Source organism: Acidobacteriota bacterium (genome assembly GCA_030949985.1).
GTDB lineage: Bacteria > Acidobacteriota > Polarisedimenticolia > J045 > J045 > JALTMS01.
The window spans coordinates 135,029-158,591 of record JAUZRX010000023.1; the positions used below are offsets into that span (position 1 = coordinate 135,029).

At 69.4% G+C, this 23,563-nt stretch carries 20 protein-coding genes and 1 riboswitch; of the genes, 2 read left to right on the forward strand and 18 right to left on the reverse strand.

Annotated features, from left to right (window positions below):
* Positions 1-12: 12 nt before the first annotated feature.
* The 9 genes from Q9Q40_06345 to pgsA all read right to left on the reverse strand — a co-directional run bounded on the left by Q9Q40_06345 (position 13) and on the right by pgsA (position 7,546).
* On the reverse strand, positions 13-636 hold the full coding sequence (locus tag Q9Q40_06345) for a riboflavin synthase (protein ID MDQ7006834.1): 624 nt from the start codon (positions 634-636) through the stop codon (positions 13-15).
* Positions 637-638: 2 nt separating this feature from the next.
* A complete protein-coding gene (gene ribD, locus Q9Q40_06350; protein ID MDQ7006835.1) occupies positions 639-1,751 on the reverse strand; it encodes a bifunctional diaminohydroxyphosphoribosylaminopyrimidine deaminase/5-amino-6-(5-phosphoribosylamino)uracil reductase RibD in 1,113 nt (370 codons plus the stop codon).
* Entirely contained in the window at positions 1,751-2,701 is a 951-nt protein-coding gene (ftsY, locus tag Q9Q40_06355; GenBank protein MDQ7006836.1) for a signal recognition particle-docking protein FtsY, read from the reverse strand. The genes ribD and ftsY overlap by 1 nt, the downstream gene beginning before the upstream one ends.
* Entirely contained in the window at positions 2,701-3,480 is a 780-nt protein-coding gene (locus Q9Q40_06360) for a tetratricopeptide repeat protein (GenBank protein MDQ7006837.1), read from the reverse strand. Before Q9Q40_06360 ends, ftsY begins: the two co-directional genes overlap by 1 nt.
* Positions 3,481-3,585: 105 nt before the next feature.
* The gene (locus tag Q9Q40_06365) at positions 3,586-4,383 is read right to left on the reverse strand and encodes a CpsB/CapC family capsule biosynthesis tyrosine phosphatase (GenBank protein ID MDQ7006838.1); all 798 of its coding nucleotides are present in this window, start codon (positions 4,381-4,383) and stop codon (positions 3,586-3,588) included.
* On the reverse strand, positions 4,380-5,012 hold the full coding sequence (gene plsY, locus Q9Q40_06370) for a glycerol-3-phosphate 1-O-acyltransferase PlsY (protein ID MDQ7006839.1): 633 nt from the start codon (positions 5,010-5,012) through the stop codon (positions 4,380-4,382). The genes Q9Q40_06365 and plsY overlap by 4 nt, the downstream gene beginning before the upstream one ends.
* Complete coding sequence (thpR, locus tag Q9Q40_06375; protein ID MDQ7006840.1) at positions 5,002-5,586, reverse strand: RNA 2',3'-cyclic phosphodiesterase; 585 nt, start codon at positions 5,584-5,586, stop codon at positions 5,002-5,004. Before thpR ends, plsY begins: the two co-directional genes overlap by 11 nt.
* Positions 5,583-6,920, reverse strand: a complete 1,338-nt coding sequence (locus Q9Q40_06380) for a nicotinamide-nucleotide amidohydrolase family protein (GenBank protein ID MDQ7006841.1) — start codon at positions 6,918-6,920, stop codon at positions 5,583-5,585. The genes thpR and Q9Q40_06380 overlap by 4 nt, the downstream gene beginning before the upstream one ends.
* Positions 6,917-7,546, reverse strand: a complete 630-nt coding sequence (gene pgsA, locus Q9Q40_06385; GenBank protein ID MDQ7006842.1) for a CDP-diacylglycerol--glycerol-3-phosphate 3-phosphatidyltransferase — start codon at positions 7,544-7,546, stop codon at positions 6,917-6,919. Before pgsA ends, Q9Q40_06380 begins: the two co-directional genes overlap by 4 nt.
* Positions 7,547-7,919: 373 nt before the next feature.
* Here pgsA and Q9Q40_06390 point away from each other — a divergent pair, with 373 nt between their 5' ends.
* Both Q9Q40_06390 and Q9Q40_06395 read left to right on the forward strand, forming a co-directional pair.
* Positions 7,920-8,705 (forward strand): AraC family transcriptional regulator, encoded by a 786-nt coding sequence (locus Q9Q40_06390; protein MDQ7006843.1) that lies wholly within the window; start codon positions 7,920-7,922, stop codon positions 8,703-8,705.
* Between the two features lie 206 nt (positions 8,706-8,911).
* Positions 8,912-10,453, forward strand: coding sequence for a HEAT repeat domain-containing protein (locus Q9Q40_06395; protein MDQ7006844.1), 1,542 nt, complete (start codon positions 8,912-8,914; stop codon positions 10,451-10,453).
* Between the two features lie 91 nt (positions 10,454-10,544).
* On the opposite strand, the gene Q9Q40_06400 is transcribed toward Q9Q40_06395, so the two are convergent.
* The 9 genes from Q9Q40_06400 to hrcA form a co-directional block, all read right to left on the reverse strand.
* Positions 10,545-11,456 carry a hypothetical protein gene (locus Q9Q40_06400; protein ID MDQ7006845.1) on the reverse strand — a complete coding sequence of 304 codons (912 nt, stop codon included), beginning with the start codon at positions 11,454-11,456 and terminating at the stop codon, positions 10,545-10,547.
* A gap of 2 nt (positions 11,457-11,458) precedes the next feature.
* Positions 11,459-12,646, reverse strand: a complete 1,188-nt coding sequence (gene metK / locus Q9Q40_06405) for a methionine adenosyltransferase (GenBank protein MDQ7006846.1) — start codon at positions 12,644-12,646, stop codon at positions 11,459-11,461.
* Between the two features lie 164 nt (positions 12,647-12,810).
* A riboswitch (SAM riboswitch) is annotated at positions 12,811-12,888 on the reverse strand.
* Positions 12,889-12,943: 55 nt separating this feature from the next.
* Positions 12,944-15,358 carry a sialate O-acetylesterase gene (locus Q9Q40_06410; protein MDQ7006847.1) on the reverse strand — a complete coding sequence of 805 codons (2,415 nt, stop codon included), beginning with the start codon at positions 15,356-15,358 and terminating at the stop codon, positions 12,944-12,946.
* A gap of 92 nt (positions 15,359-15,450) precedes the next feature.
* Positions 15,451-17,976, reverse strand: coding sequence for a sulfatase-like hydrolase/transferase (locus Q9Q40_06415; protein ID MDQ7006848.1), 2,526 nt, complete (start codon positions 17,974-17,976; stop codon positions 15,451-15,453).
* Positions 17,973-18,839, reverse strand: coding sequence for a 50S ribosomal protein L11 methyltransferase (locus tag Q9Q40_06420; GenBank protein ID MDQ7006849.1), 867 nt, complete (start codon positions 18,837-18,839; stop codon positions 17,973-17,975). The genes Q9Q40_06415 and Q9Q40_06420 overlap by 4 nt, the downstream gene beginning before the upstream one ends.
* Entirely contained in the window at positions 18,832-20,001 is a 1,170-nt protein-coding gene (gene dnaJ / locus Q9Q40_06425) for a molecular chaperone DnaJ (GenBank protein ID MDQ7006850.1), read from the reverse strand. Before dnaJ ends, Q9Q40_06420 begins: the two co-directional genes overlap by 8 nt.
* 78 nt (positions 20,002-20,079) lie before the next feature.
* Complete coding sequence (gene dnaK / locus Q9Q40_06430) at positions 20,080-21,894, reverse strand: molecular chaperone DnaK (GenBank protein ID MDQ7006851.1); 1,815 nt, start codon at positions 21,892-21,894, stop codon at positions 20,080-20,082.
* A 16-nt stretch (positions 21,895-21,910) separates the two neighbouring features.
* Positions 21,911-22,372 (reverse strand): nucleotide exchange factor GrpE, encoded by a 462-nt coding sequence (gene grpE, locus Q9Q40_06435; protein MDQ7006852.1) that lies wholly within the window; start codon positions 22,370-22,372, stop codon positions 21,911-21,913.
* Positions 22,369-23,448 carry a heat-inducible transcriptional repressor HrcA gene (hrcA, locus tag Q9Q40_06440; protein MDQ7006853.1) on the reverse strand — a complete coding sequence of 360 codons (1,080 nt, stop codon included), beginning with the start codon at positions 23,446-23,448 and terminating at the stop codon, positions 22,369-22,371. Before hrcA ends, grpE begins: the two co-directional genes overlap by 4 nt.
* Positions 23,449-23,563 lie beyond the last annotated feature (115 nt).

The following is a 23,563-nucleotide window of genomic DNA, read 5'->3' on the forward strand; positions in this document are numbered from 1 at the left end:
GGCGTCACCCCGTCACCACGGGACTCCACTCCGCCGAATAGCCCCGGAATCCAGGGCCGCCTGGACATACTTGCCGAGTACGTCGTACTCCACGGTCACCTCGTCGCCGACCTCGCGTTCGCCGAGGGTCGTCGCCGCCAGCGTGGCGGGGATCAGGGCGACCTCGAAGCGGCGCGGGTCGAGTCCGGCGATGGTCAGGCTGACCCCGTCGAGGGTCACCGAGCCCTTTTCCACCAGCAACCCGCCGGCGGAAGCGGGTCTTTCCACGCCCAGCCGCACCGAGCCGTCTCCTTCCCGGCCCAGGGAGACGATCCGCGCCAGGGTGTCGACGTGCCCCTGGACCAGGTGGCCGTGGAGGCGGTCACCCACCTTCAGCGCCCGCTCCAAGTTGACCCGGCGGCCGGAACGCCAGCGCCGCCGGCCTCCCGTACGGTCGAGGGTTTCCGGCGAGAGCTCCGCTTCGAACACCGGTCCCGAGCTTGCCACGACCGTCAGGCAGCAGCCATCGACGGCGACACTTTCTCCCAGGGCCGGCGGCTCGCCGGCCAGGTGGTGTTCGATGGCCAGGGCAAGCCCCCGCCCCCGCGGAACGGAGCGGACCAGCCGGCCGATTCCCGCGACGAGACCCGTAAACAACGCTACTCCGATCGCCTGGGATAAACGGTCAAGAGCACATCGTCCCCCAGGGGCAGGGTTTGCGCAACGCGGCCCTGCCAGGCCTGCCCGAGCCGCCGCTCGCCGCCATGGGCCGCCGGGCGGGCACCGGCGTCCACCAGCAACTTGGGGGCGAGGTACCAGTGGATCTTGTCCACCAGGCCCGCAGCCAGGAAAGCCGCCGCTGTTCGTCCCCCGCCCTCGACGATCACCCCGAGGACCTCGCGCCGACCCAGATCCCGGAGGATCTCGAGCACCGGCAAGACCTCCGCCTCCGCTCCGAGCGGTACGACCGTGGCGCCGGCGCTCTCCAGCGCCCGCCGCCGCCCGGCGGGGGCGCGATCGCTGGCGTAGACGATCACCGGCGACCAGCGGTCGGCGGGGGCCAGCAGCCGGCAAGCCGGATCGAGACGCAGGGTGGGATCGATCACGCAGCGGACGAAGGCTCCCGCCTGGGGACCGTCAGGCGGCAAAAGCCGCGGATCGTCGGCCGCGATGGTGCCCACGCCCACCAGGATCGCCCCGTAACGGCAGCGTAGGCGGCGCCCGTGCTCGCGGGCCTCGGGACCGGTGATCCAACGGGAGTCGCCCCGGCGGTCGGCGATGCGTCCATCGAGGCTGGCGGCGACCTTGAGCACGACGTAGCTGCGGGACTGCTCCCGGTGAACCAGGTACTCCTCCACCGCCTGGCGAGCCCGGTCGGCCATCGTGTCACGGGCCAGGCTCACCTCGATGCCTGCGCGCCGCAGTTCTTCGATCCCTCGCCCCCGGACCCGCGGATCCGGATCCACCGCCCCCACCACCACCCGCCGCACCCCGGCCGCCACCAGGGCCTCCACGCAGGCAGGGGTTCGTCCGTGGTGGGCGCAGGGTTCGAGGGAGACGTAGGCCGTCGCTCCCCGGGCCGCCTCCCCGGCCCGGGCCAGGGCCAGCGCCTCGGCATGGGCCTCCCCCGCCCGCTGGTGCCAGCCCTCCCCTACCACCCGGTCACCGGCGACCAGCACCGCACCGACCCGGGGATTGGGAGCCGTGGCCCGGCCCGCCCGCAAGGCCAGTTCCACAGCCCGCTCGAGCCAGCTCCGGTCGGACTTGCGCATCACGCGCTGCCGGGGGCCCCGGAATGGAACTCGGCACCCGAAACCAGGCCCCGGGCATACTCCGCCGGGTCGTAGTCCAGCAGGTCCGCCGCATCCTCGCCCATGCCCACGTATCGCACGGGCAGGCCCAGCTCCCGGCCAATACTCACCGCGACACCGCCCCGCGCCGTACCGTCGAGCTTGGTCAACACGAGGCCGGTGACCCCGACCGCCTGGGAGAATTCCCGCGCCTGGGCGATGCCGTTACGGCCGGTGGTGCCATCGACCACCAGCAGGGTCTCGTGGGGCGCCGCCTCGATTTCCTTGGCCACGGCCCGGGAGATCTTGGTCAGTTCGTCCATCAACGGCTTTTTGGTGTGCAACCGGCCGGCGGTGTCCACCAGCACCTCGTCGTAGTCACCAGCCTTGGCCGCCCGGACGGCGTCGAAGGCGACCGCGGCCGGATCGCTGCCCGGCCGCGCTCGAATCACCCGCGCCCCGGCACGCTCGGCCCACACCACCAGTTGCTCGACGGCCGCCGCCCGAAAGGTGTCCGCCGCGGCGACGATCACCCGCCGTCCCTCCCCCGCCAGCCGCGCGGCCAGCTTGCCGGTGGTGGTGGTCTTGCCCGAACCGTTGACGCCCACCATCAGGGTCACCCGCGGTCCGGCAGCCGGGCGCAGCTCGGCGGCACGCTCGGGCATCCGTGCCAGCAGGCCCTCTTCCAGCAGTTCCATCAATTCCGCCGTGGAACTCAGCTCCCGGCCTCGAGCGGCGTGACGCAGGTGCTCGCAGAGCTCTTCCGCCAGTTCGTAGCCCAGGTCGGCGGTGACGAGGATCTCCTCGACTTCTTCGATCAGGGCCTCGTCCACCTTGCGCCCCGCCAGCCCCAGCTGCGCCACTTTGTCCGCCAGGGCCTGGCGGGTCTTGCGCAACCCCTTTTGCAGCCGCTCCCGCAGTCTTCCGAACATCAGTCGATCAACTCCAGCAGACGGCTCGCCTGCTCCGCCGCGGGGCTTCCCGGCGAGAGCGCCACCACGCGGCGCAACATCGGGCCGGCCTCGTCGACACGCCCGGCACGCAGCAAGGCGCCGCCCCGGGCGAGCAGAAACTCGGGATCCTTGGAAAAGCCCGGCGCAGCCGTGCGGTAGGCCTCGAGGGCCTCGCCGAGGCGCGAGAGTTCTTCGAGAATCTTGGCCATCTCGAAATGGGCCCTGTAGTAGCGCGGCTGGGCTTCCACCGCCAGGCGCAAGGCAGCCAACGCATCGTCCAGGCGCCCGGAGCGGAGGTAGATCATCGCCCGGTTGTAGTGGATTTTCTCCGGGTAGGGAAAACGGCCGTCCCGCAGGGCGTCGCCCAGCACGGCCAACGCCTCGTCGGGATGCCCCAGCCGCTCCAGGCAGTCCGCCAGATACATCCTGGCCTCGGTGTAGTGCGGATTGATCGTCAGCGCCCGGCGAAAATCCGCCACGGCCTGAGAGCAGCGGTCCTCCGCGCTGTAGATCTGCCCCCGGAAGAACCATGTCCGCGGCAGGGAATCGTCGAGGGCCAGGGAACGCGCGAGCTGCTCGAGAGCCTCGTCCACCTTGCCCTGTTCATAGAAGAGCTGGGCGAGGCGGAAGAAGTGGAGCGGACCCTTTTTCTGCTTTTCGGCGATGCGGGCCCCGCCGGAAGCGCAGCCCCAGCCGACGAGCAGCGCGGCCGCCAGCAACAGGGCAGGCCTGCAGGTTGTCATCCAGCCGGCTCTCATCGTCTTTTCTCCATGGTCGTCGCGCGGCCGCGAGAATACGGCCCAAGGCCCGCGGGGGTCAAACCTGAACCCGGGGCCGGCGCCCCCGCCGGGGCGCGGCGAGGGTTACACCAGGCCCGACCGGCGGCCGAAGAGACGGGCCATCAGGCCGCGCTTCTCCGGTTCCGGCGCGGGGGGCGGCGGATCGATCGCCTCCCCGGCCAGCAAGGCCCGCGGATAGTCCTCGACGGCACGACGGGCCGCCTCCTCGCCGGCCAGCTCCGCCCAGCGCCGGACCGCCGAACGCAGGCGGGGCGGGCGGTACTCGGTGTCGTGGGCGTCCGACCCCAGGACATGCACCAGGCCCCGACGGACCAGCTTTTCGGAAAGCGCCTGGATCGGCTTGCCGAACACCCCGAGCAGGCTCGAGGACGTCATCTGCCCCAGGCTGCCCAGGCGCACCATCTCTTCGTAGCGCGAGAGATCTTCCTGGAAGTAGCGAATCCGCTCAGGGTGCGCCAGGACCGGCGTGACACCGGCCACCTTCAGTTCGAAAATCGTCTCTTCCAGGCGTACCGGCCGCGTGCGGTAGGGGCATTCCAGCAACAGGTGCCGCCGCCGATCCCCGTAGGTCAGAAGACGCCCTTCGGCGATGCGTTCCGGCAGCCGCGGGCCGAGATGCACCTCCGAGCCGGGCTCGACCCGCAGCTCGATACCTTCTCGGGCCAGCACGGCCCGGAAGGCGTCGACCGCCTCGAGAACCCGGGGCCGCTCGTTGAGGTAGTCGCCCTCCCGCATGTGGGGAGTCGCGATGATGGTCTTCACGCCGCCTTCCACCGCGCAGCGGGCCATGGCCAGAGCGGCCTCCTCGTCGGCGGCGCCGTCGTCGAGAGCGGGAAGAATATGGCAGTGGGTATCGATCACGGCCCTGATTTTCCTTTCTTCGCGGCCCGCCGGCCCACCCGGGCCTCGGTACCGGCCAGCAGGCGGCTGATGTTCTCGCGGTGCCGCAAGAAGATCACCGCCGCCAGCGCCAGAACGCCCCAGCTGGTCCCTGCCGGGCCCAGCAACCAGAAGGCCGCGGCCGCGGCGGCCGCCGCGGCACCGAGGGAGCCCAGGGAAACGTAGCCACTGGGCAGGGCCAGCGCCAGAAAGCAGACCGCGCTGACCGGCAACAGCCGGGGTTCGGCCACCGCCAGCACGCCGAGGGCCGTCGCCACGCCCTTGCCCCCGCGAAAGCGCAACCAGAGAGGGTAGCAGTGCCCGACCACCGGGGCGAGCAGAAGGGCCGTCTCCCAGCCGCCGCCGACCGTCCCGACCGAGCGCAGCAGCCATCCCCCCGCCAGGTAGCCGGCCACTCCCTTCGCCCCGTCGAGGAGCAAGGTGGCCACGCCCAGCCCTACCCCACCGGTACGCAGCGCGTTGGTCGCGCCGATGTTTCCCGATCCTTTCCGGCGCAGATCCTCGCCCCGCAGCAGCAGCGAGAGCAGCAGGCCGAAAGGGATCGATCCCGCCAGGTAGGCCAGCCCCACGCCCAGAGCTTCACGAATCATCGGCCGCCTCCAGGTCAAAACGGTGGCGTGCGGTGTAGACCGGTCCGCCCGGCCCGAGCGCCGACTCGTAGAGCGCCACTTCCTTACCCGTGAAACGCGCGGGCTCGGGCGTCGGACAGGAGGCCGCCGGCAGGTGGAGACGCTCGCCCCGCCGCGGTCGGGCCACCGTCAGGTGCGGTTTCAGCGGCCGCGTCTCGGGGGGAAAGCCCCAGCGCCGCACACACTGTTCCACCCGTTCCCCCAGGGCCCGCAGACTCTCGACCTGGCCACCGACACCGACCCAGATCACCCGCGGCTTCCCGCGGGGTCCGAAGCTGCCCCACGACTCGAGGACCAGCCGCGGCGCCCGCAGCCCCCGAGTGACGCGCTCGAGGTCCGGCCCCAGCTCTTCGGCCACCTTCGTGCTGCCATCCCCCAAAAAACGCAGAGTCAGGTGCAGGTTCTCGTCTCGCACCAGCCGCCAACCCCGCCGGCCCAGGCGGGCCGCCGCGCACCAGCGATGGACGGCCTGGCGGACGTCCGGGGGCAGGGCCAGGGCCACGAAAAGGCGATGGCTGGACCGCGCCGCCATCATGGCGTCGTGCCGCCACCCTTGTCGGGGGTTCCCGCCGGTGGCAAGCCCGCCATCACCCGCCGGACCTCGTCGAGGGCCGCGGCCACGGCCTTTTCCCGGATGATCCAGCGATCGCCGGAAAACAGGTGCCGGCTGACCCTTTCCCCCCCGGGGGAAACCACGGCGATGTAGACCAGGCCCACCGGCTTGTCCGCCGATCCCCCGGAGGGGCCGGCGATGCCGGTGGTGGAAACGGCCACCTCGGCTCCGAGTCGGTCCCGCGCCCCGCGCGCCATCGCCTCCGCACAGCTTCCACTGACCGCACCCCGGGAGGCGAGAACGGCGGCCGGCACCCCGAGCTGCGCGCGCTTGAGCGTGTTGTCGTAGGCCACCACGCCGCCCACGTAGAAGGCGCTCGATCCGGGCAGATCGGTGATGCGCCGGGCCAGCAGCCCCCCCGTGCAGGACTCGGCCGTTGCCAGCCGCCAGTGCCGTTCCTCGAGCACGGCGCCGACCACCTGGGGCAGGGCCGCGGCCTTGGGAAGCCGCAGGGGCGAGTTCTCGCCGTCTTCCCCGCCGCCGGTGCGCACGACCTGGTAGAGCGGAGTGCCGATCGCTTCCTCGATGCGTCCGAGCAGGGCCTCCGCCCGCGAGGGGGCACCTTCGTCGTCCAGGCGTTCGTGCAGCGAGATCTCCACTTCGCCGGGACTGGCCAGAAAACCCACTTCCAGCGGCTCGCCGTCGAGCAGGCCGTCGAGGCGGCGGGCCAGTTCTTCCTCTCCGACGCCCACCGTGCGCAGCAGGAGTCCGCGCTGGATCGTGCGGGGCGAGCGTCGCAGCAACCGGGGCCGCACCTCCCGGGAAATCATCGACTCCAGTTCCCGGGGAACCCCCGGCAGGGCGAAGATCATCGAAGAGCCCGCCTCGATGTAGATCCCGGCGGCCGACCCCAACGCGTTGGGAAGGACCTCGCTGCCTTCGGGGAACAGGGCCTGTCGCCGCAGCCCGGGGGCCGGTTCCCCTCCCCGCTCCCGGGCCCGCTTCTCTAGCCGTCGAAGCTCGTCATCCCGCACTTCGAGGGGCAGGCCCAAGGCTTGCGCAAGAGCCTGGCGGGTCCGATCGTCGGTGGTCGGGCCGAGTCCTCCGCAGAGCAGCACGAGGGGGACTTCCGCACTGACCGAAGACCCTATTGCCCGGGCGATTTCCGTTTCTTCGTCGGCCACCCAACCCAGGTGCATCACTGTGTAGCCGGCCGATTCCGCCAGGTAGCGCAGGCGCGGGCCGTTGAGATCGACCTGGGTGCCCCCGGTCAACTCGCTGCCCACGACCCAGACGTCGGCCGGCAACGTGCTCACGAGGAAACTCTCCTCGCCGTGTCGCTCTTGCCGCCCCCTTCGTCGGCCAGGGGCAGCATGCGGAAGAAGCGGTGCAGGTACTCTGCGGCCGAACCCAGCGCCAGGAACATCGAGATCCACAGGGCGACCACGCCCGCCGCCTCCAGTGAGCCCCAGCGCTCGAAGGTCGGGTAGAAGATCAACAGCACGATGGCCACGGCCTGGCTGATGGTTTTCAGCTTGCCCAGCTGCGAGGCCCCCATCACCACGCCCTGGGACGCCATCACGGAACGCAGTCCCGAGACGATAAACTCCCGGCCAATGATGATCACGACCATCCACGCCGGCGCGGAGCCCACCTGCACGAAGGAGATGAAGGCGCCGCTCATCAGCAGCTTGTCCGCGATGGGATCGAGCAGGGTACCGAGGGTCGTGACCTGGTTGCGACGCCGGGCCAGATAGCCGTCCATGATGTCGCTGAGCATGGCCAGGAGGAAGATCGCCGCCGCGATCAACTCCCGCGGCGCCGGCGACTCGACACCGAAAAACGGGCTGTCGGCCAATTTCCAGGGGGGGGCCAGCAGAACGACCACCAGGATGGGGACGAGGAAGATGCGGAGGACGGTGATCATGGTGGGGAGGTTCATGGCCTGTCTCCGCCCTGCACGAGCGCCGTGCCGCCCCGGGCCGCGGCGAACGCGTCCATCCCGGCTGCGCCTCCGGGGAGGCTGTCCAACCTCGGCGAGGCTAGCACGCCCCCTTCGGCCCGGGCAATACGGGCCTCTTCGGGAGCGTTCGCCACGGCCCGCCGGAAAGCCGGTGCGGCTGGTTGGCCGATCCCCAAAGGCCCGGGGCGATTGTCCGTGCTTGGCCGGGCGCGGTCGCAGAAAGCCTCGGGCCTTGCACGGCCAGGGTCTTCGGTGTATGTGCAGGGGGCTTGTTCCCCGCATTGTGGCAACCGATTCCCCGGAAACGGCCGGGTCGATCGTAGATGCGGAACGAGAAGGGCTGGAAACATCCATGACCTCATCCGAAAGGCTCGGCGCCGACGCCGTCAACCCTGGCGATCCGCAACTCTGGATCTCCTCGCATCCGGCATTGACCGCTCTCGAGAAGATGGACCTGCAGGCCTTCGACGAAGGCGTCGAGCAGCTGCTCTCCAGCCTCGGGCAGCTCTCCACCTTCGCCCTGCCCCCCGTGCTGCTCTTCCATTATGACCTGCTGCGCTCGGTGGCCGAGCGGCTTTCTCTCGACGGCCGACCGCCCGCGGAAGAGCAGCGGCTGATCTGGATCAATACCCTTGGAGCCTTCGACACCGCCGCCTCTGCAGCGAACTATGTGCGCGGCGAGATTGCGCGGATGGTCGAACCGTTCCACGACGCCCGCTCCCGGATCAACCCCATCGTGGTACGCGCCCGACGCTACATCGAGGAACACGCCAACGAGCGGATTTCCCTCTCCCGGGTCGCCTCCGCCGTCGGCGTGGCGCGCAACTACCTCTCTTCCCTCTTCCGCAAGGAATGCGGCATCACCCTCACCGAGTACATTCACCAGGTGCGTATCGACAAGGCCCGGCGCCTGTTGCAGCGCGACGGGGGAAGCCTCGGCGAGGTGGCCGAGCAGGTGGGCTACCAGAACTACCGGCATTTTTATCGTTCCTTCCTGCGGGTTTGTTCGGTCTCCCCCACGACCTACCTCAAATCGTTGCGGGCCCGAGTCGATTCCTCCCCTCCGGCGTCCGGTGGAGGGATTGCCTTTTCCGCTCTGCGGGATTCCGGCTCCCAGGCCCCGCCTCCCGGAGCCTGAAACGCCCGCTGCCGACCCGGGACCGGATTGGCGGGAAAGCCCTTCCGTCATTAACCTTGAACCTCGATGCTTTCCCTCTCTGCTTCGACGACCCGGACCCAGGCAGGCTCCCTGCCACCGGGAAGGTCCCCGGCACCCCGCGCCCACGCGGCGCCCGGCGGGCGGAACGGGAAAATGCCCAGGCCCTGTGGCCGGAGGTGAATTCGATGCATGCCCACCTGCTCTCCCGATCCTTTCTCGTACTGGCCACCGTGGCCCTGGCACTGGCCCCCGCCGGCGCGGCCGACAAGGGCAAAGACCTGGCCCCGATCGTCGAGCGACTCGGCGCCTCCGACATCAGCACACGCGTCCTGGCCCTGCGCGACATGATGCGCCTGGCGCCGCCGGCCAAGGATGCCGCGCCGATCCTCCAGAAGATGCTCGACGATCCCTCCGAGACCGTGCGCAGCGAGCTGGTCTGGGCTGTCGAGGAATTGCTCGGTGAGTCGGGGACCCCCATGCTCGAGAAGCTCTACGCCGACCCGGAGCGCAGCGTCCGCGATGCCGCGATCCAGGCCGCCTGCCGGATGTTCGATAAATCCCGCCCGCGGGATCTCTGCCGCGCCGCTTTCGATGATCCCGACGCCAATGCCCGCATCGAAGTCCTGCGTACCCTCAAGGAGCGGCATCCCCGCCACCCTGAAGCGGCGGCGATCTTCCGGCGCGGACTGAAGGACGACTCGGAGCTGGCCCAGCGCGCCGCGGTCTTCGGTGCGCAGGCGGCGCGCGATCCCAAGGCCGTCGACCTGCTCTACAGCGCGGCCCTCGAATCGTCCCCCATGGTGGGCGTTCCCGCCGCCGCCGAGGCCCTGGCCACCATCGCCACCAAGGAAGCCGTCGACGCCCTGATCGCGCTGCTTCCCAAGCCGAAGGGTGAACCGGGCAAACCGGCCCGGCCCGAAGATCCGGTGCGCGCCGCCGCGGCGCGCGCCCTCGCGCGGGTCAAGGACACCCGCGCACTGCCCGCCCTGCGCAAGCTGATCACCGATCCCGACGTACCGGTGCGTCTCGGAGCGATGGAAGCCCTGATGGAAATGAAGGACCGCGATTCGGTGCCGCTGATCGCCACCCAGCTCCAGGATCCGGAAGAGCGCCTGCGCCGCTTCGCCCTGCGCGCCCTGCGAGTCATCGGCGACCCCTCCGCCGCTCCCGCGGTTCGCAAGACGCTGCACTCGGACAAGCTGGCCATCGTCCGCGCCACGGCGGTCTCGACCCTGACCGACCTGCTGGGCGACGACGCCATCGCCGATCTGAAGAAGGCGGCGGCCGATCTCGACGCCAGCGTCCGGCTCGAGGTGGCCGGCTCGCTGGCCGCCCTGGGGGGGAAGGCCGCCCCGACGCTGGCCGACATGGTCGGTGACGAGGCTCCCGAAGTGCGGGCCATGGCCATCGTCGGCCTGGGACAGATCGGCGGACCGGAGCAGATTCCGGTGCTCGACAAGGCCGCCCTGTCCACCGATCGCCGCAACAAGCAGGTTCGCGCCTCGGTGGCCGAGGCCCTCGGCGCCATCGGCTCGGCCAAGGGGCTTCCCACGCTCACGCGCCTGGCTTCCGACCCTGAACCCAGCGTCCGCCAGGCCAGCGCCGACGCCCTCGGGCGCATCGGCGGCGGCCAGGCCCAGAGCCTCCTCGCCGAGTTGGCCAAGGACAAGGTGGGCCGGGTCCGCCAGGCCGCCCGCCGCGCGCTGGCCGCCCTGAAAAACCCTTGAATCCGGCGGGGTGGGCCCCGCCCCCCCGGCGCCCACCCCACCCTGCCACCCGCACCAAGCCGCCACGTGCCGTGCCGGGGTCGCGGCGGAGCTACCGCTCCACTGCGGCGTCCTCCAAAACAGCTCGTTGACGGCGGATCCGGCGCAACGCCCGCGCACACCGATGCCAGTTCGCGACGGCCTCGTCCGCCGTACGGCCGGCCACTTTCAGTCGAACCACGGGCTCGCCCTCATACGGAGCCGCATTCCATCGCCCTCCCTTCGGCAGGTGCTGGTAGAGCGTCAGGAGGCTGGAGTCCGTTTCAAGCTCCCAGGGGAACGTTCCCTGCACCTTTTCACGCAACTCCGGCCCGTTCAGGCCGCGTCGGGAAAGCGGCCAATCGACGTACCACGGAAGCATCGGAATCACGCCGTGGGCCTCGAGCGAGTAGCCGAAAAGCAGGCCGGGCCAGCGGGGGCTGCAGACCACATCGATGACCCCTTCCAGCGAATCGCGCGCGTACTCCTGGAAGATCTCCCTGTACAGGCAGGCACCGGCCGACAGGCCGATGCGGAGGACGAACTCGGTGGGAATCTCGTGCCATGCTTCCGGCAATTCCGCCAAAAGCTGCCCCGCCGAGCGGTATTCGGGAAACGACACCGCGTCCATGATCGCCTGGCGGGCCGCTTCATCGGGCCTGGAACCGGCATCCGCCTCGAAGGCCCGGACCAGGATTTCCGCAATCGGCTCCCGCTCCCGTTGCGGCGGATCGAACAGGTACGCGACGATCTGCAGCCATTCCTCCGCCTCCTGGCCGTCGGCGTCGGGGCCGCGGTCGCGGGGCGCGACGGCCAGCGCCCAGGTCTTGCCGTCCCGCGTCGAGCCCAGCCAATAATCCCACGGGGAGAGGCTCGAGTCCCGCGACCGTGAATCAAGCGGATCGACGACGTAGCCCCAATCATCGATGGTCCCGACTACAGTGGAAAACTCCTGATGCACTTCGTCTGCATAGCGGATCTTCATCGTCATTCTCCTTGCCTGCCGGTGGCGACGGTTCGCAGTTCCGTGACATGGGAAAGTTGTTCCCAGGGAAATTCCGGCCGTCCGAAATGACCGTAGGCCGCTGTTTTCCCGTAGATCGGGCGGCGCAGGTCCAGCGTCTCGATGATGCCCGTCGGCGTCAGGTCGAAGACTCGCCTGACAGCGGTTTCGAGTTTGCCCGCGGCCACCGAGCCGGTCCCGTGGGTGTCGATGTCCATCGATACCGGCTCGGCGACACCGATCGCGTAGGCGAAGTGGACCGTGCAACGACGCGCCAGGCCGGCGGCGACGATGTGCTTGGCCACATGGCGGGCCATGTAGGCCGCCGATCGGTCCACTTTGGTCGGATCTTTTCCAGAGAAGGCACCACCACCATGGGGGCAGACGGTGCCGTAAGTGTCGACGATGATCTTGCGCCCCGTCAGGCCCGTGTCACCACACGGTCCGCCGATCACGAAGCTGCCCGCCGGATTGACGAGGAAGCGCGGGGCGCCCGGGCCGAGCGACTCGGGCAGCAGCGGCTCGATGATCGATCCCACCACGGCGGTCCGTAGCGCATCGATCCCGACTTGAGGCGCATGCTGGGTCGAGAAGACCACGGTCTCGACGGCGACAGGCGCGCCATCGCTGTACCGCACGGTGACCTGGGATTTGGCGTCGGGTCGCAACCAGTGCCATCGGCCGAATCGACGCAATCGAGCCTGTCGTTCCATCAGCCGGTGGGCGAGCACCAGCGGCAGGGGCAGGAACTCCGGCGTCTCGTCGCACGCGTAGCCGAAAACCAGCCCCTGGTCACCGGCGCCGGGGCGGCCGTCCCCGTGACTCACACCCCGGTCGATGTCCAACGACTGACGGTTCCAGGCGATTCGAACTTCACACCCGTCGGGATCGATACCGGGGAAATCGGCCCGGTAACCGATACCGCGCAGCGTCTCGCGGACGATGGACGGCGCGCGCCTTTCGATGTCTTCGAACAGACCGGGCTTGCCGGAGCCGAACTCGCCCGCGACCACCACCAGGTTGTGCGCGACGAAAGTTTCGGCGGCGACCCGCGCGTGCGGATCTTCGGCGAGGAAGGCGTCGAGGATGGCATCCGAGATGCGGTCGGCGATCTTGTCCGGATGCCCCTCGGAGACGGACTCCGAGGTGATGAGATGACTGCTGCCTGCCATATGGCACACTCCGCGCCCCCATGGACGAAAACGAAGGCGATCCCGGGGAGCATGCAGGCGCCAACGCTTTAGCGGAATTTGTGAATCGCCCCGCAAGTTGTTGATTAAATCGGCGATGGTCAGGCACGAAAAAACCCGCTCAGCTTGCGCCAAAGCGGGTTTCGAAAAATTGGATCTCGGCCCCGTTTTAGCTGCATTTATAAAGCGCCCGCAAGCTGAGTCAAATCGGCGCTGCAGTGTTTATACAACCGCGTATGGAAGCTGTCAACCCCCTTTCCACGATCCGCGGCCGGGGCGCTACTGCACCGGGAGATCCTTGAAGGTCAGCGCGGCTCCCGCCCCGTCCACAGCCCGGATCCAGGGGGAGGCGGGATTGCGGGAATAGCCGTAGGTCACGAAGGTGCTGCCGAAAGCCGAGCGCTGGAGTTGCAGGATCACCCGGGGCCCGGCGACGCTCATGCTGGTGATGGTCACCGGTCCGTCGGCCTGGACCCGGTAGAGCCCGGTAGCCCCCCCGGTGACGTCCTTGTCGTAGGTGATCACGATCCGGTCCCGCGCTCCCTGGTCGAAAGCCACCGAAACGAGCTGTGGCCCGAGAGGCCTGGACTGGCCGTAAGAGCCGGCCAGCACCGCCCGCCCGAGACGCCGCCCCGCCTCCTTGTAGCCTTCCACGTTGAGATGGATCGTATCGCTGCGAGGCTGGTCCACCAGGGCCACTACGTCGGAGAGCGGGTCCGCCTCGGCCTGCTGGCGCTGGGCCTCCTGGATCGCGATCCAGGCGTCGAGGTCCTGGGCGGCCAGGTGGGTCGCCAGCTGGCAGTTGCCGAAGAAGGCGTCGGGGGCCGCCAGGTCGGCACGATAGTCGGCCACCAGGGCCTCCAGGTCGGCGCGGTAGGCCGGCGTTCCCCGCCCCACGTCGGATTCACCCTGGTACCAGATCACACCCCTTATCGGCGCGCCGTAGTTCTGGCTCAGCACCCGGTAGATCGACGAGCCGTAGAGGGTGCCCCGATTGTCCGGATCGTCGTCCCGTCGCTGCCACTGGGCATAGAGATTGGTTCCGCCCAGGGGCGCGGGAATCACCGCCACGGGCAGGCCGATCCCCTCGGAGACGGTCTTGGCGAAGGCCAGCATCAAGGAGTGGGCCGGGCTCTCGGCGCTCACCCGATCCACCTGCTCGACGCCGGAGTCCATCGGCTCGGAGGCCCGCTTCCAGCGATAGTCGTTACCGAACAGATGCACGGCGTCCACCGGGGGCTCGGCCGCCCCGGCGCCACTGTAGCCGGCCATGTTCGACTGGCCCACGGCCAGGAAGACATCGCCCACCGCCACCTGGGCGACCCGGGCCTCGCCCAGGGTTTGACCGTCGCTCTCCTGCAGCAAGCGCACTTCCACGTCGTAGTTCCCCCCCGCGGGGACTCCCGCCAGGGTCAGGTCCTCGTCCCGGCCCTGGGGTGCGGCCGGCAAGGTCCAGCGGTGGTCGGCGAAATCGTGCCCCGCCAGCGGCAGCCCGCTGGCGCTGTCGACGACCCGCGCTTCGAGGCGCACGACCTGGCCGGAAGTCCAGCTCACCGGCAGAGGCAGGTCCGCCTGGTCGGCGCTGTTCCGCTGGAACAGCTTCCAACCGGTCAGGGAGCCGGCCGTCGTGCGCAGCACCAGCGCCTCGGCGCCACCCGGCGCGTTGGCGGTCAGCCGCAACACCGGGCGACGCCCGCCGTCCCGGTCGTCGAGCAGCAGGCCGTGGCCCAGGAGGAGATGATCGTCGTCGATGCTGAACGTGCCGATTTCCTGCCACACGGCACCATCGAATTCGTCGACGTGGAGCCGGGAGGCGTCCCCCGCGAGCTTTCTCAGGCGCAGGCGGAGGCGTTCCGGATGGGTTGGTGTCAGCCGTCCCAGGTCTTCGTACTCCCGACCCAGTCGGCGCACCCGCGAGGACAGGCTGCCGTCCGCCTCCAGGCGCAACTCCCAGCCGGAGCCCGCGTTCTCGGCGTAACTGCCGTCGGACCACAGGGTCAGGGTCAGCACCTGGTCCGAAGGAGTCGGGGTATCGAGGTAGACGTCGAGATCCCGCCGGGTCATCGCCCCGTCGAGACGGTCGAAGAGATCGCCCACGCCCCCCGCCGAACCGTCGTAGCTCACCCCCTGGTCACCGCCGTGATCGGCCACCCGGAAAGTGTCGTTGACCCCGCCGATCTGGGTCATCGCCGCCGGGCGCTGGCCCGGCGTGTCCCCCTCGAAGTCGTAGGTCGAACTGTCGCAGGGATCCCCCTCGCCGTCCAGATCCTGGTCTTCCTGGCCGGGGTTGGCCAGACCCGGACAATTGTCGCGGTCGTCGCGCACCGCATCGCCGTCATCGTCGGTGCAGGCCACCGCCGCGGTCCGTGGGGCACCATCGCTGGCCTGCCCCAGGCTGCCTTCACCCTCACTGTTCCAGCCGGCCACCAGGTACGTCCAGAGAGTGACGGGCACCGCGGGATCGACGCTGGACGTCTCCGGGGTGCGGAAATCGAAGCAGGCCAGGTCGTCGGCCAGCGGGCTGGTGCCCCGATAGACGTTGTAGGCCGTCGAGCCGCCCTCGGCCGCCCAGCGCAGGGTCTGCCCATCGCTGTCGAAGCGCAGGCTGCTCGAGACCTCTCCCGGCGCGGCCGCCAGGCAGGACAGGGTGGACAACAGCAGCAACAGACCCCGGCAAAGATGACGCGCAATCACCGTGCACCTCCGCCTTGGGTATACGGCGAAGCCCTCGACCGCACCACCGGGAAACGAAGCGGCGTCGGGAGCCCGTCATCCTCCAGCCGGACTCAATGGCCGTAACCGAGGGACTCCAGCCTGCGAATCGTCTCCTCGTCCAGCGCCCCGCTGCCCGAACCCAGGAGCTTGCGCACTTCGGCCGAACGCTGCAGGTGCTCGTCGAGCAGGGCCAGAAGCCGGTCGACCTTCCCAGGGTGCCGGGAGGCCAGGTCGTGTCGTTCTCCCGGATCGCGACCGAGATCGTAGAGTTCCACCCGGGCGGCGGAACCCTCTCCCCGGCGGATCAGCTTTAGGTCGCCAAGCCAGACGGCGGCCAGTGGCCGACCCGCAAGATCGATGGCCTCGGCGAACAAGGGCCGCGGACGCGCCTGGCCGCCGTTCTCCTCCCACAGCGGACGCAGGGAGCGGGAAGTGCCCAGGGGCGCGTCCACCCCCGCCAGATCGAGAATCGTGGCCGCCAGATCGACCAGGGAGACGGGGTGATCGACCCGACGGCCGGAGGGCAGCTGCCGGGGGCCCCAGATCAGCAACGGTACGTGCGTCACTTCCTCGTAGAGGGTATCCCCGTGATCGAACTGCCCCCTCTCGAAGATCTCCTCGCCGTGATCGGAAGTGACCACGATCACCGTCTGCTGGAGCAGGCCCCGGCTCTCGAGGTGATCGACCAGGCGGCCCACCAGTGAGTCGGCCCATCGCACCTGGCCGTCATAGAGATCGCGGTAGGCCAGCACGTCGCTGGGGGCCGGAGGAAAGAAGGGCGCCCGGAAGCGGTAGTAGTCGGCGATCGGCACCCGGGCCCGGGGCCAGGCGAAGCCCACGTGGGAGGGGTCGGCCCATTTCAGGCGAAACTCGTCGGGGGCGTGATAGGGCTGGTGCGGCGTATAGGTGTGCACGAACAGGAACCAGGGCCCCCGTTCCCCGGTCGCTTCCAGTTCAGCCAGGGCCGCCGCGGCCGTGCGCTCGAGATTACCCCGCAGGTCGGAGCGGTAGAGGTCGAAGCCCCGGTCGAATCCGAAACGCCCCGAGATCCAGCCGTTTTCGGTCACGGCGGCGGTACGGTAGCCGGCCTCCGCCAGAAGCTGGGGAAAGGTGCGCAGGCCCTCGGGAGCGCTGACCGGAAGCTGCCGGTCCGGATGCAGATAGCCCCGCACCTGCCCCATGTCGGGCAACACGCCGTGGGCGCGGGGCGACAGGCCCGAAAAGATCGTCATGTGACTCGGCAGGGTCCAGTTGTTCGCGGCCTCCGCCCGCTGGAAGACCACCGCCTGCCCGGCAAGGGCGCTCAACCGCGGAGTGGTCTCTCGTTCGGCGCCGTAGAGTTCCATCCGGTCCGCACGCAGCGTGTCGAGGGAGATCAGCAGGATATTCGGCCGCGGATCGGCCGAACGCCGACGGGCGTCCCCCAGGGCCCGGGGTCGCGAAAAGCCGGAACCCTCCGGGGCCCGACCGCCGAAGAGGCCGGCGGGAAAACCCGCCGCCGTGACGCGGAAGACGAGCCTGACGGCACCGGGACCCTCCGGCAGGGCGACCTGGTGGGGAACCCAGCGGCCCCGCTCACCCGTCGCCTGGTGCACCATGTCGAGCAGGCTTTCCCCGCCTGCCGTCTCGATCCGAAACCGGGCCCGCTCGCCGGCGGGAACCCAGGCGGCCACCTCCACCACCGAGCCGGGCGCGAAGGACTCCTCGAATCGCGGTCGCGAGTCCAGCGGGCGCCACTCGATGTCACCGCCGCGCTCAACGGCCACCTCGCCCGCCGGCGGCGGATCGAGGGCTCCCTGAGCCGCCAGCCTGTCGCCGTAGAGCGCGGCGAAAGCCTGCCGGGGCTTGTGAGCGTCACGCCCCAGCCTCTCCCGGGTCGCCACCAGCAGATACTGGGCCTCCAGGTGCCGCGGGTTGATCTCCACCGCCTGCTGGAACTGGGCCTCGGCCGCCTCCAACTCACCACGGCCGAGAAAGTAGCGGCCCAAGTGGTAGTGGGCCACCGCGTAGGGCCGCCCCAGCCGCTCGGCCTCTTCGATGCTGCGCTCGAGATAGGCCCGCGCCGGCTCGAGCCGGCCTGCGAGCATCTCTCCGAAACCCAGCAGGTTGAGCACCCTGGGATCGTCCCCCGCCAGCGGCCGGAGCAGGGCCACCGATTCCTCGTAGCGGCCCATGCGCGCCAGCAGCTTGGCCCGTTCGACGAAGAGTTCCGTGAAGCGGGGATGGGCCCGGCAGCCCGCTTCGAGCCATTCGAGAGCCGTTCCCAGGCGGTCGGCCCCGGCCACCGCGCGAGCCGCCAGCAACACCAGCGCCGGGTCGGTGCCGGTCGCCGCCGCGCTGAAGACCCGCACCACCTCGCGGGGATCGGCCTCGACCTGGGCATAGGCCTGGGCCAGCAGGTCGTAGGCCTCGGTTCCCTTGCCCTCCCGGGGAGCGAGGCGAGTGATCACCTCGGTCGCCCGTCCCCGGCGCAGGTCCTCCCGCGCCGTGGCCAGATCCGCCGGCGTGATGGCCTTCGGGCCGCAAGCCACGGCTCCGACCCCCACCAGCAACAGGGCGAGGATTCCCAGTTCCCAGGCTCGACGGCGTCCTCTCATGTTTTTCTCCACATGCGCAGGGCCCCCCACTCGCCGGCCGTCCGGCATTCCGGCCCCTCCAGGCCGACCGCACGCCAGGCCTGCGCCACACGCCGGCACTCGCTCGCCATGAACCCGGAAAGGACCACGCTGGCCCCCGGCGCCAGTCGTCCGCCCAGGCCCCGCGCCGCCCGCTCACAGGCGCTGCGGTGAATGTTGGCCACCACCAGGTCGAAGGGGCCTTCGCCATCGGCCCGGCCCCATGAACCGGCCACCACGCGCACGCGCTCCGCGACACCGTTGAGAGCCACGTTCTCTTCGGCCACTTCCAGCACGGAGGGATCGTTGTCCAGGGCCAGCACCTCGGCGCCGCGGAGGGCCGCGGCGATCGCCAGCACCGCCGAACCGGTACCCAGATCGAGCACCCGGCAGCCGTCGAGATCCAGCGCACCGATGCATTCCAGGCAAAGCCGGGTCGTCTCGTGCTCGCCGGTCCCGAAGGCCCGCCCCCGGGGAATCCGCAGCTGGAGCAGGGAGCCGTCGGGCCCGGCCACCGGCTCGCAGCCGTCCACCAGCAGGAACGGTCCCACCACCAGGGGCTCGCGAGGCTCGAGACTCTGTTCGAGCCAGCCCTCGTCCTGCCGGGCCTGGGGCTCGGCGCCGGTCTCCGCTCCCTCCAGCCCCTGCCACCGGGCCAGGCAGGCCTCGGCGGCGGGGAGGGTGGCGAACCAGGCTTCCACCTCGATCCGGCCGGGCCCCGCCGGACGCACCTCAACCCCCAGCGAGCCGTGAATCCCCGCCAGAGCGACCGCCTGATCCTCGCCCGGCGCGCCCAGGCGCACGTCGACCCGGTACCACGTCCCGGGAAGCCGGGTTCTATCCACCGATGAATTCCTTGAGCCGGTCGAAGAAGGAACGTCCCCCGTCGCTTTCCCGCTTGAGGTGCCCCTCGGCTCCCCCGCCATCGGTCTGAATCGAACGGAGCTGTTCCCAGAGCTTGCGTTCTTCGGCGCCCAGGCGGCGGGGAGGCAGGGCCTCGAGATGCACGATGTGATCACCGCGTCCCTTGCGATCGAGGAGCGGCGCCCCTTCTCCTCTCAGGCGCACGGTCGCGCCCGGCACGGTACCCGGGGGAAGCTCCACGCTGCGTTCGCCGTGAACCGTCTCCACGACGAACTCGCCTCCCAGGACCAGGTCGGGAAAACCGACCACCAGCGCCGAGTGGATATCCGCCCCCCGACGTACGAAACGGGGATGGGGACGCACCGAGATGTCCACGTAGAGATCGCCGGCACCGGCGCCGCTGCTGCCGCCGTCTCCCTCGCCGGCGACACGAAGCCGTACACCGTCGTCCACGCCGGGAGGGACCCGCACCTTCACCGTGCGTTCCGCACGCACCCGGCCCTGCCCCCGACACTCCCGACACGGGTTTCGAATCACCTGCCCGGCCCCCTGGCAGGTCGGGCAGGTCCGCGCGATCTGGACGAAGCCATGGCGATAGGCCACCTGTCCCCGCCCGCCGCAGGACTCGCAGTTCGCCACGCCGCCGTCTTCCGCGCCGCTGCCCCGGCAGGCGGGGCAGTTTTCGTGGCGCGGGATGCGCAGCTTGACCTCGGTGCCGCCGATCGCCTCCTCGAAGTCGATCTCGAGTTGGTAGCGCAGGTCGGCCCCTCGTCTCGGCCCCCGGCGGGAGGAACGACCGCCCCCGGCGAACCCGCCTCCAAACATCGAGGCGAAGAGATCCTCGATGCCGCCGAAACCGCCGCCGCCGAAGAGGTCTTCGAAATCGCGGAAGATGGAGGGATCCACCGACGGGCCGCCGCTGCCGAAGGCCGCGGAGCCAAAGCGGTCGTACCGCGCCCGTTTCTCCGGGTCGCCGAGCACCGAGTAGGCCTCGGCTGCCTGCTTGAAGCGCTCTTCCGCGTCGGCCCGATCTGGATTCCGGTCAGGATGGTACTTCAAGGCCAGCTTGCGGTAGGCCTTTTTGATCTCGTCCTGGCTGGCGTCCCGTTCGACGCCCAGAATCTGGTAGTAGTCCTGGCTCAAGGTATCCGTCCGCCCACTGTTGGAGCCCGATTGGCCTCAAAGGCTAACCGGCGGCGGCGGAAACATCCACCTGCCGGGTTAGCCGGGCTCGAAGAGCGCCGCGTCGGCCAGCGCCCGGGAGACCTCGGTCAGGCGTTCGAGGGCCTTGCGAATCTCCCCCGCATCCTCGGTGGCCAGGGTCGCCTTGGCCTCGTCGATGGCCTGCCGCACTTTCTCCTGTTCGGCCGCGGGCAGGCTGCCGCCGAACTCCTTGTAGCTCTTCTGGCAGGTCTCCACCAGCCCGGTCAGCTTTTGCCGGGCCCGGGCCGCCGCGATACGCTGCCGATCTTCTTCGGCATAGGCCTCGGCCTCCTCGATGGCCCGCTCGATCTCCTCCGGAGACAGACCGGAGGCCGGCGTCACCACCACCTGTTGCTCGAGACCCGTCGACAGGTCCGTCGCGGAAACCGAGGCGATGCCGTTGGAGTCGATATCGAAGGCCACCTCGATCTGCGGAGTTCCCCGGGGGGCCGGCGGAATGCCCACCAGTTCGAAGCGCGCCAGGCTCTTGTTGGCACTGGCCAGTTCCCGCTCACCCTGGAGCACGTGGACTTCGACCTTGCTCTGGTTGTCCGCGGTGGTCGTGAAGACCCGGGTGCGGCGACACGGGACGGTGGCGCCGCGCTCGATCATTTTGACGAATCCGCCGCCGCGGATCTCGACACCGAGGGACAGGGGTGTCACGTCCAGCAGGACGATCTCTTTGACGTCGCCGCAGAGGATGCCGGCCTGGATGGCGGCTCCCTTGGCCACCACCTCGTCCGGGTTGACTTCCCGATTCGGCTCCCGGCCGAAGATCTCCTGGACGTGGGCATGCACCAGCGGCATCCGGGTCTGGCCGCCGACCAGCAGCACATCGGAAACGGCGCTCGGCTCGAGGCCCGCCATCTCGAGCGCCTCCTCGCACGGCCCCCGGGTCCGCTCCACCAGGTCCCCGACCAGTTCCTCGAGCTTTTCCCGGCTCAGCGTGCGGTTCAGGTGCAGGGGCCCCTTTTCGGAGGTGGCCAGGAAGGGGAGCTGTATGTCCGTCGCCACTTCGCGCGACAGCTCGCACTTGGCCTTCTCCGCCGCTTCCTTCAAGCGCTGGAGGGCCAGCCGGTCCTCCCGCACATCGACTCCGCTTTCGGCCTGGAACTCGGCGGCCAGCCACTCGATGATCCGACGATCGAAATCCTCGCCGCCGAGGAAGGTGTCTCCCGCCGTGGCCAGGACCTCGAACACGCCCTCGCTGAGCCGGAGAATGGATACGTCGAAAGTGCCGCCGCCGAGATCGTAGACCGCGACCACTCTTTCACTGTCGTCATCACCCAGCACCCCATAGGCGAGGCTCGCCGCGGTAGGTTCGTTGAGGATCCGCAGCACGTTCAGTCCCGCGATGCGACCCGCGTCGCGGGTGGCCTGGCGCTGGGCGTCATCGAAGTAGGCGGGCACGGTGATCACCGCGTCGGTCACTTTCTCCTCGAGATACTCCTCGGCGATTTCCTTGAGGGCGCCGAGAATGGCACCGGAGATCTCCTGCGGGGAAAGGACCCGTTCACCGATCTGCACCTGGGCGTCGCCGTTGGGCGCCGCTACGATCTTGTAGGGCGAGTGGCGGGAAGCGGCGTCCACGTTGGGATCGTTGCGTTTACGCCCGATCAGTCGCTTGATGGCATAGAACGTCCCTTCCGGGTTGGTCGCCGCCTGACGTTTGGCCAGGGCTCCGACCAGGCGCTCCTCCCGCCGGGTGAAGGCCACCATGGAAGGCATGGTGTGTGATCCTTCTCGCGCCGGGATCACCACCGGCTGATCATCCTCCATGACCGCGACAACGGAGTTGGTGGTACCCAGGTCGATGCCGACGATACGCGTCATGATTTCCGTTCCTTCCTCAAGATCCGTTCCGCCGGCCGGTGGGTGGACCGGAGACCCTCACCAGTGCCGGACGCACCAGCTCCCCGGCCAGGATGTACCCCACTCGCAAGGTTTCGAGGACGACTCCGGGCGCCACGCGATCGCTGGCGGTCACCACCGCAGCCTCGTGGATCGCGGGGTCGAATTCCATGCCCTCTCCATCGATGCGCTCGAGTTCGTGGCGGCGAAAGACGTCCCACAGGTGACGCAAGGCGAGCCTCACCCCTTCTTCGAGGGTCGCGGCATCCGGCTTCTGCCGCACGCAGCGCTCGAGATCATCGAGGGGATTGAGCAATTCCCTGAGTACCTGACGCATGCCGTCACGCCGGCCCTCGTCCAGCAGCACCCCGCGGGAGGGGACGCGCTCGGCGGGTGGTTCGGTTTCGTCGAGGCCGACGATCTCCAGGATCTCGATATCCGGTTCCTTGTCCCGACTCAACTCTCGTCTCCTCCCTCGGAACCGCCCAGGGCGCGACTCAGGGTCCGGGCAAAGTGATCGACAAGAGCCACGGCGCGGGCATATTCCATACGCCGCGGGCCGATGACTCCCACCAGACCCCGCATCGAACCGCCGGCACAGTAACGCCGACCAACGAAAGAGACCTCGGAGAGTTCGGGCTCCATGGACTCTCGGCCGATGATCACTTGAACACCGGGGGCTTTCAGGCAACGCTCGATCAGGCGCAGCAGGGTGGTGCGCTCCTCGAGGGCCCGGAGGACGTCACGCAGTCTTTCGACGTCGGTGAACTCAGGCGCGTCGAGCAGGCGCGAGGCACCTTCCACTATGATTCCGCCGCTTTCTTCGGGGAAGGGTTCCTCGAGCAGGGCGATCACCGAACCGGTGACCGAACGGCCCAGGCGCCGGGCCCAGCGCTCATCCTCACGCAGGGCCTCCATCATGCGCTGCCGCATCTCCGGAAAGCTCAGACCCGCGAACTGTTCCCGGAGGCCGACTGAAAGCCTGTCCAGTTCTTCCTGAGGCAGATCCTCGTCCACCTCCACGACTCGGTGACTGACGATGCCCGAACGGCTGACGAAAATCGCGACGATGCGCCGGGGCGCGACCCGAACGAATTCGATGTACTCGAGAATCGCCTGCTCCAGGTCGGGAGCCAGGACCATCCCCACCTGCTGGGAGAGATCGGCCAGCAGCCGTCCGGCCCGCGCGAGCACCTCCTCGATCTCCTGCGAGGACTCCATGACCGCCTGGATCTTCCGGGCGTCCTGCACGGCCACCTTGCGTCGACGCCGTTTGAGCACTTCGTCGACGACACGACGATAGCCGAGGTCGGTGGGCACCCGGCCGGCGGAGGTATAGGGCTGGGAGAGCAGGCCGGCTTCTGAAAGGCCGGCCATCAAGTTGCGGATGCTGGCGGGGGAAAGCTTCTCGGGATGCAGGCGAGCCACCTGGGAAGAGCTGACGGGCTGCCCCGTCCGCACGTGCTCGCGCACCACGATCCGCAAAGTCTCCTGGGACCGCGGACACTCCCCCGGGCCCGGGGCGGCAGCTGGCATCCGCTCTCTCCTCCCGCGGCGTTGCGCACGCGAAAACCGGGACGGTGCTCCTGCAATCCGGAGGTTGCGTCCCACAAGGATTTATAGGGACCCGCCGGACCCCCTTCAAGCCGGG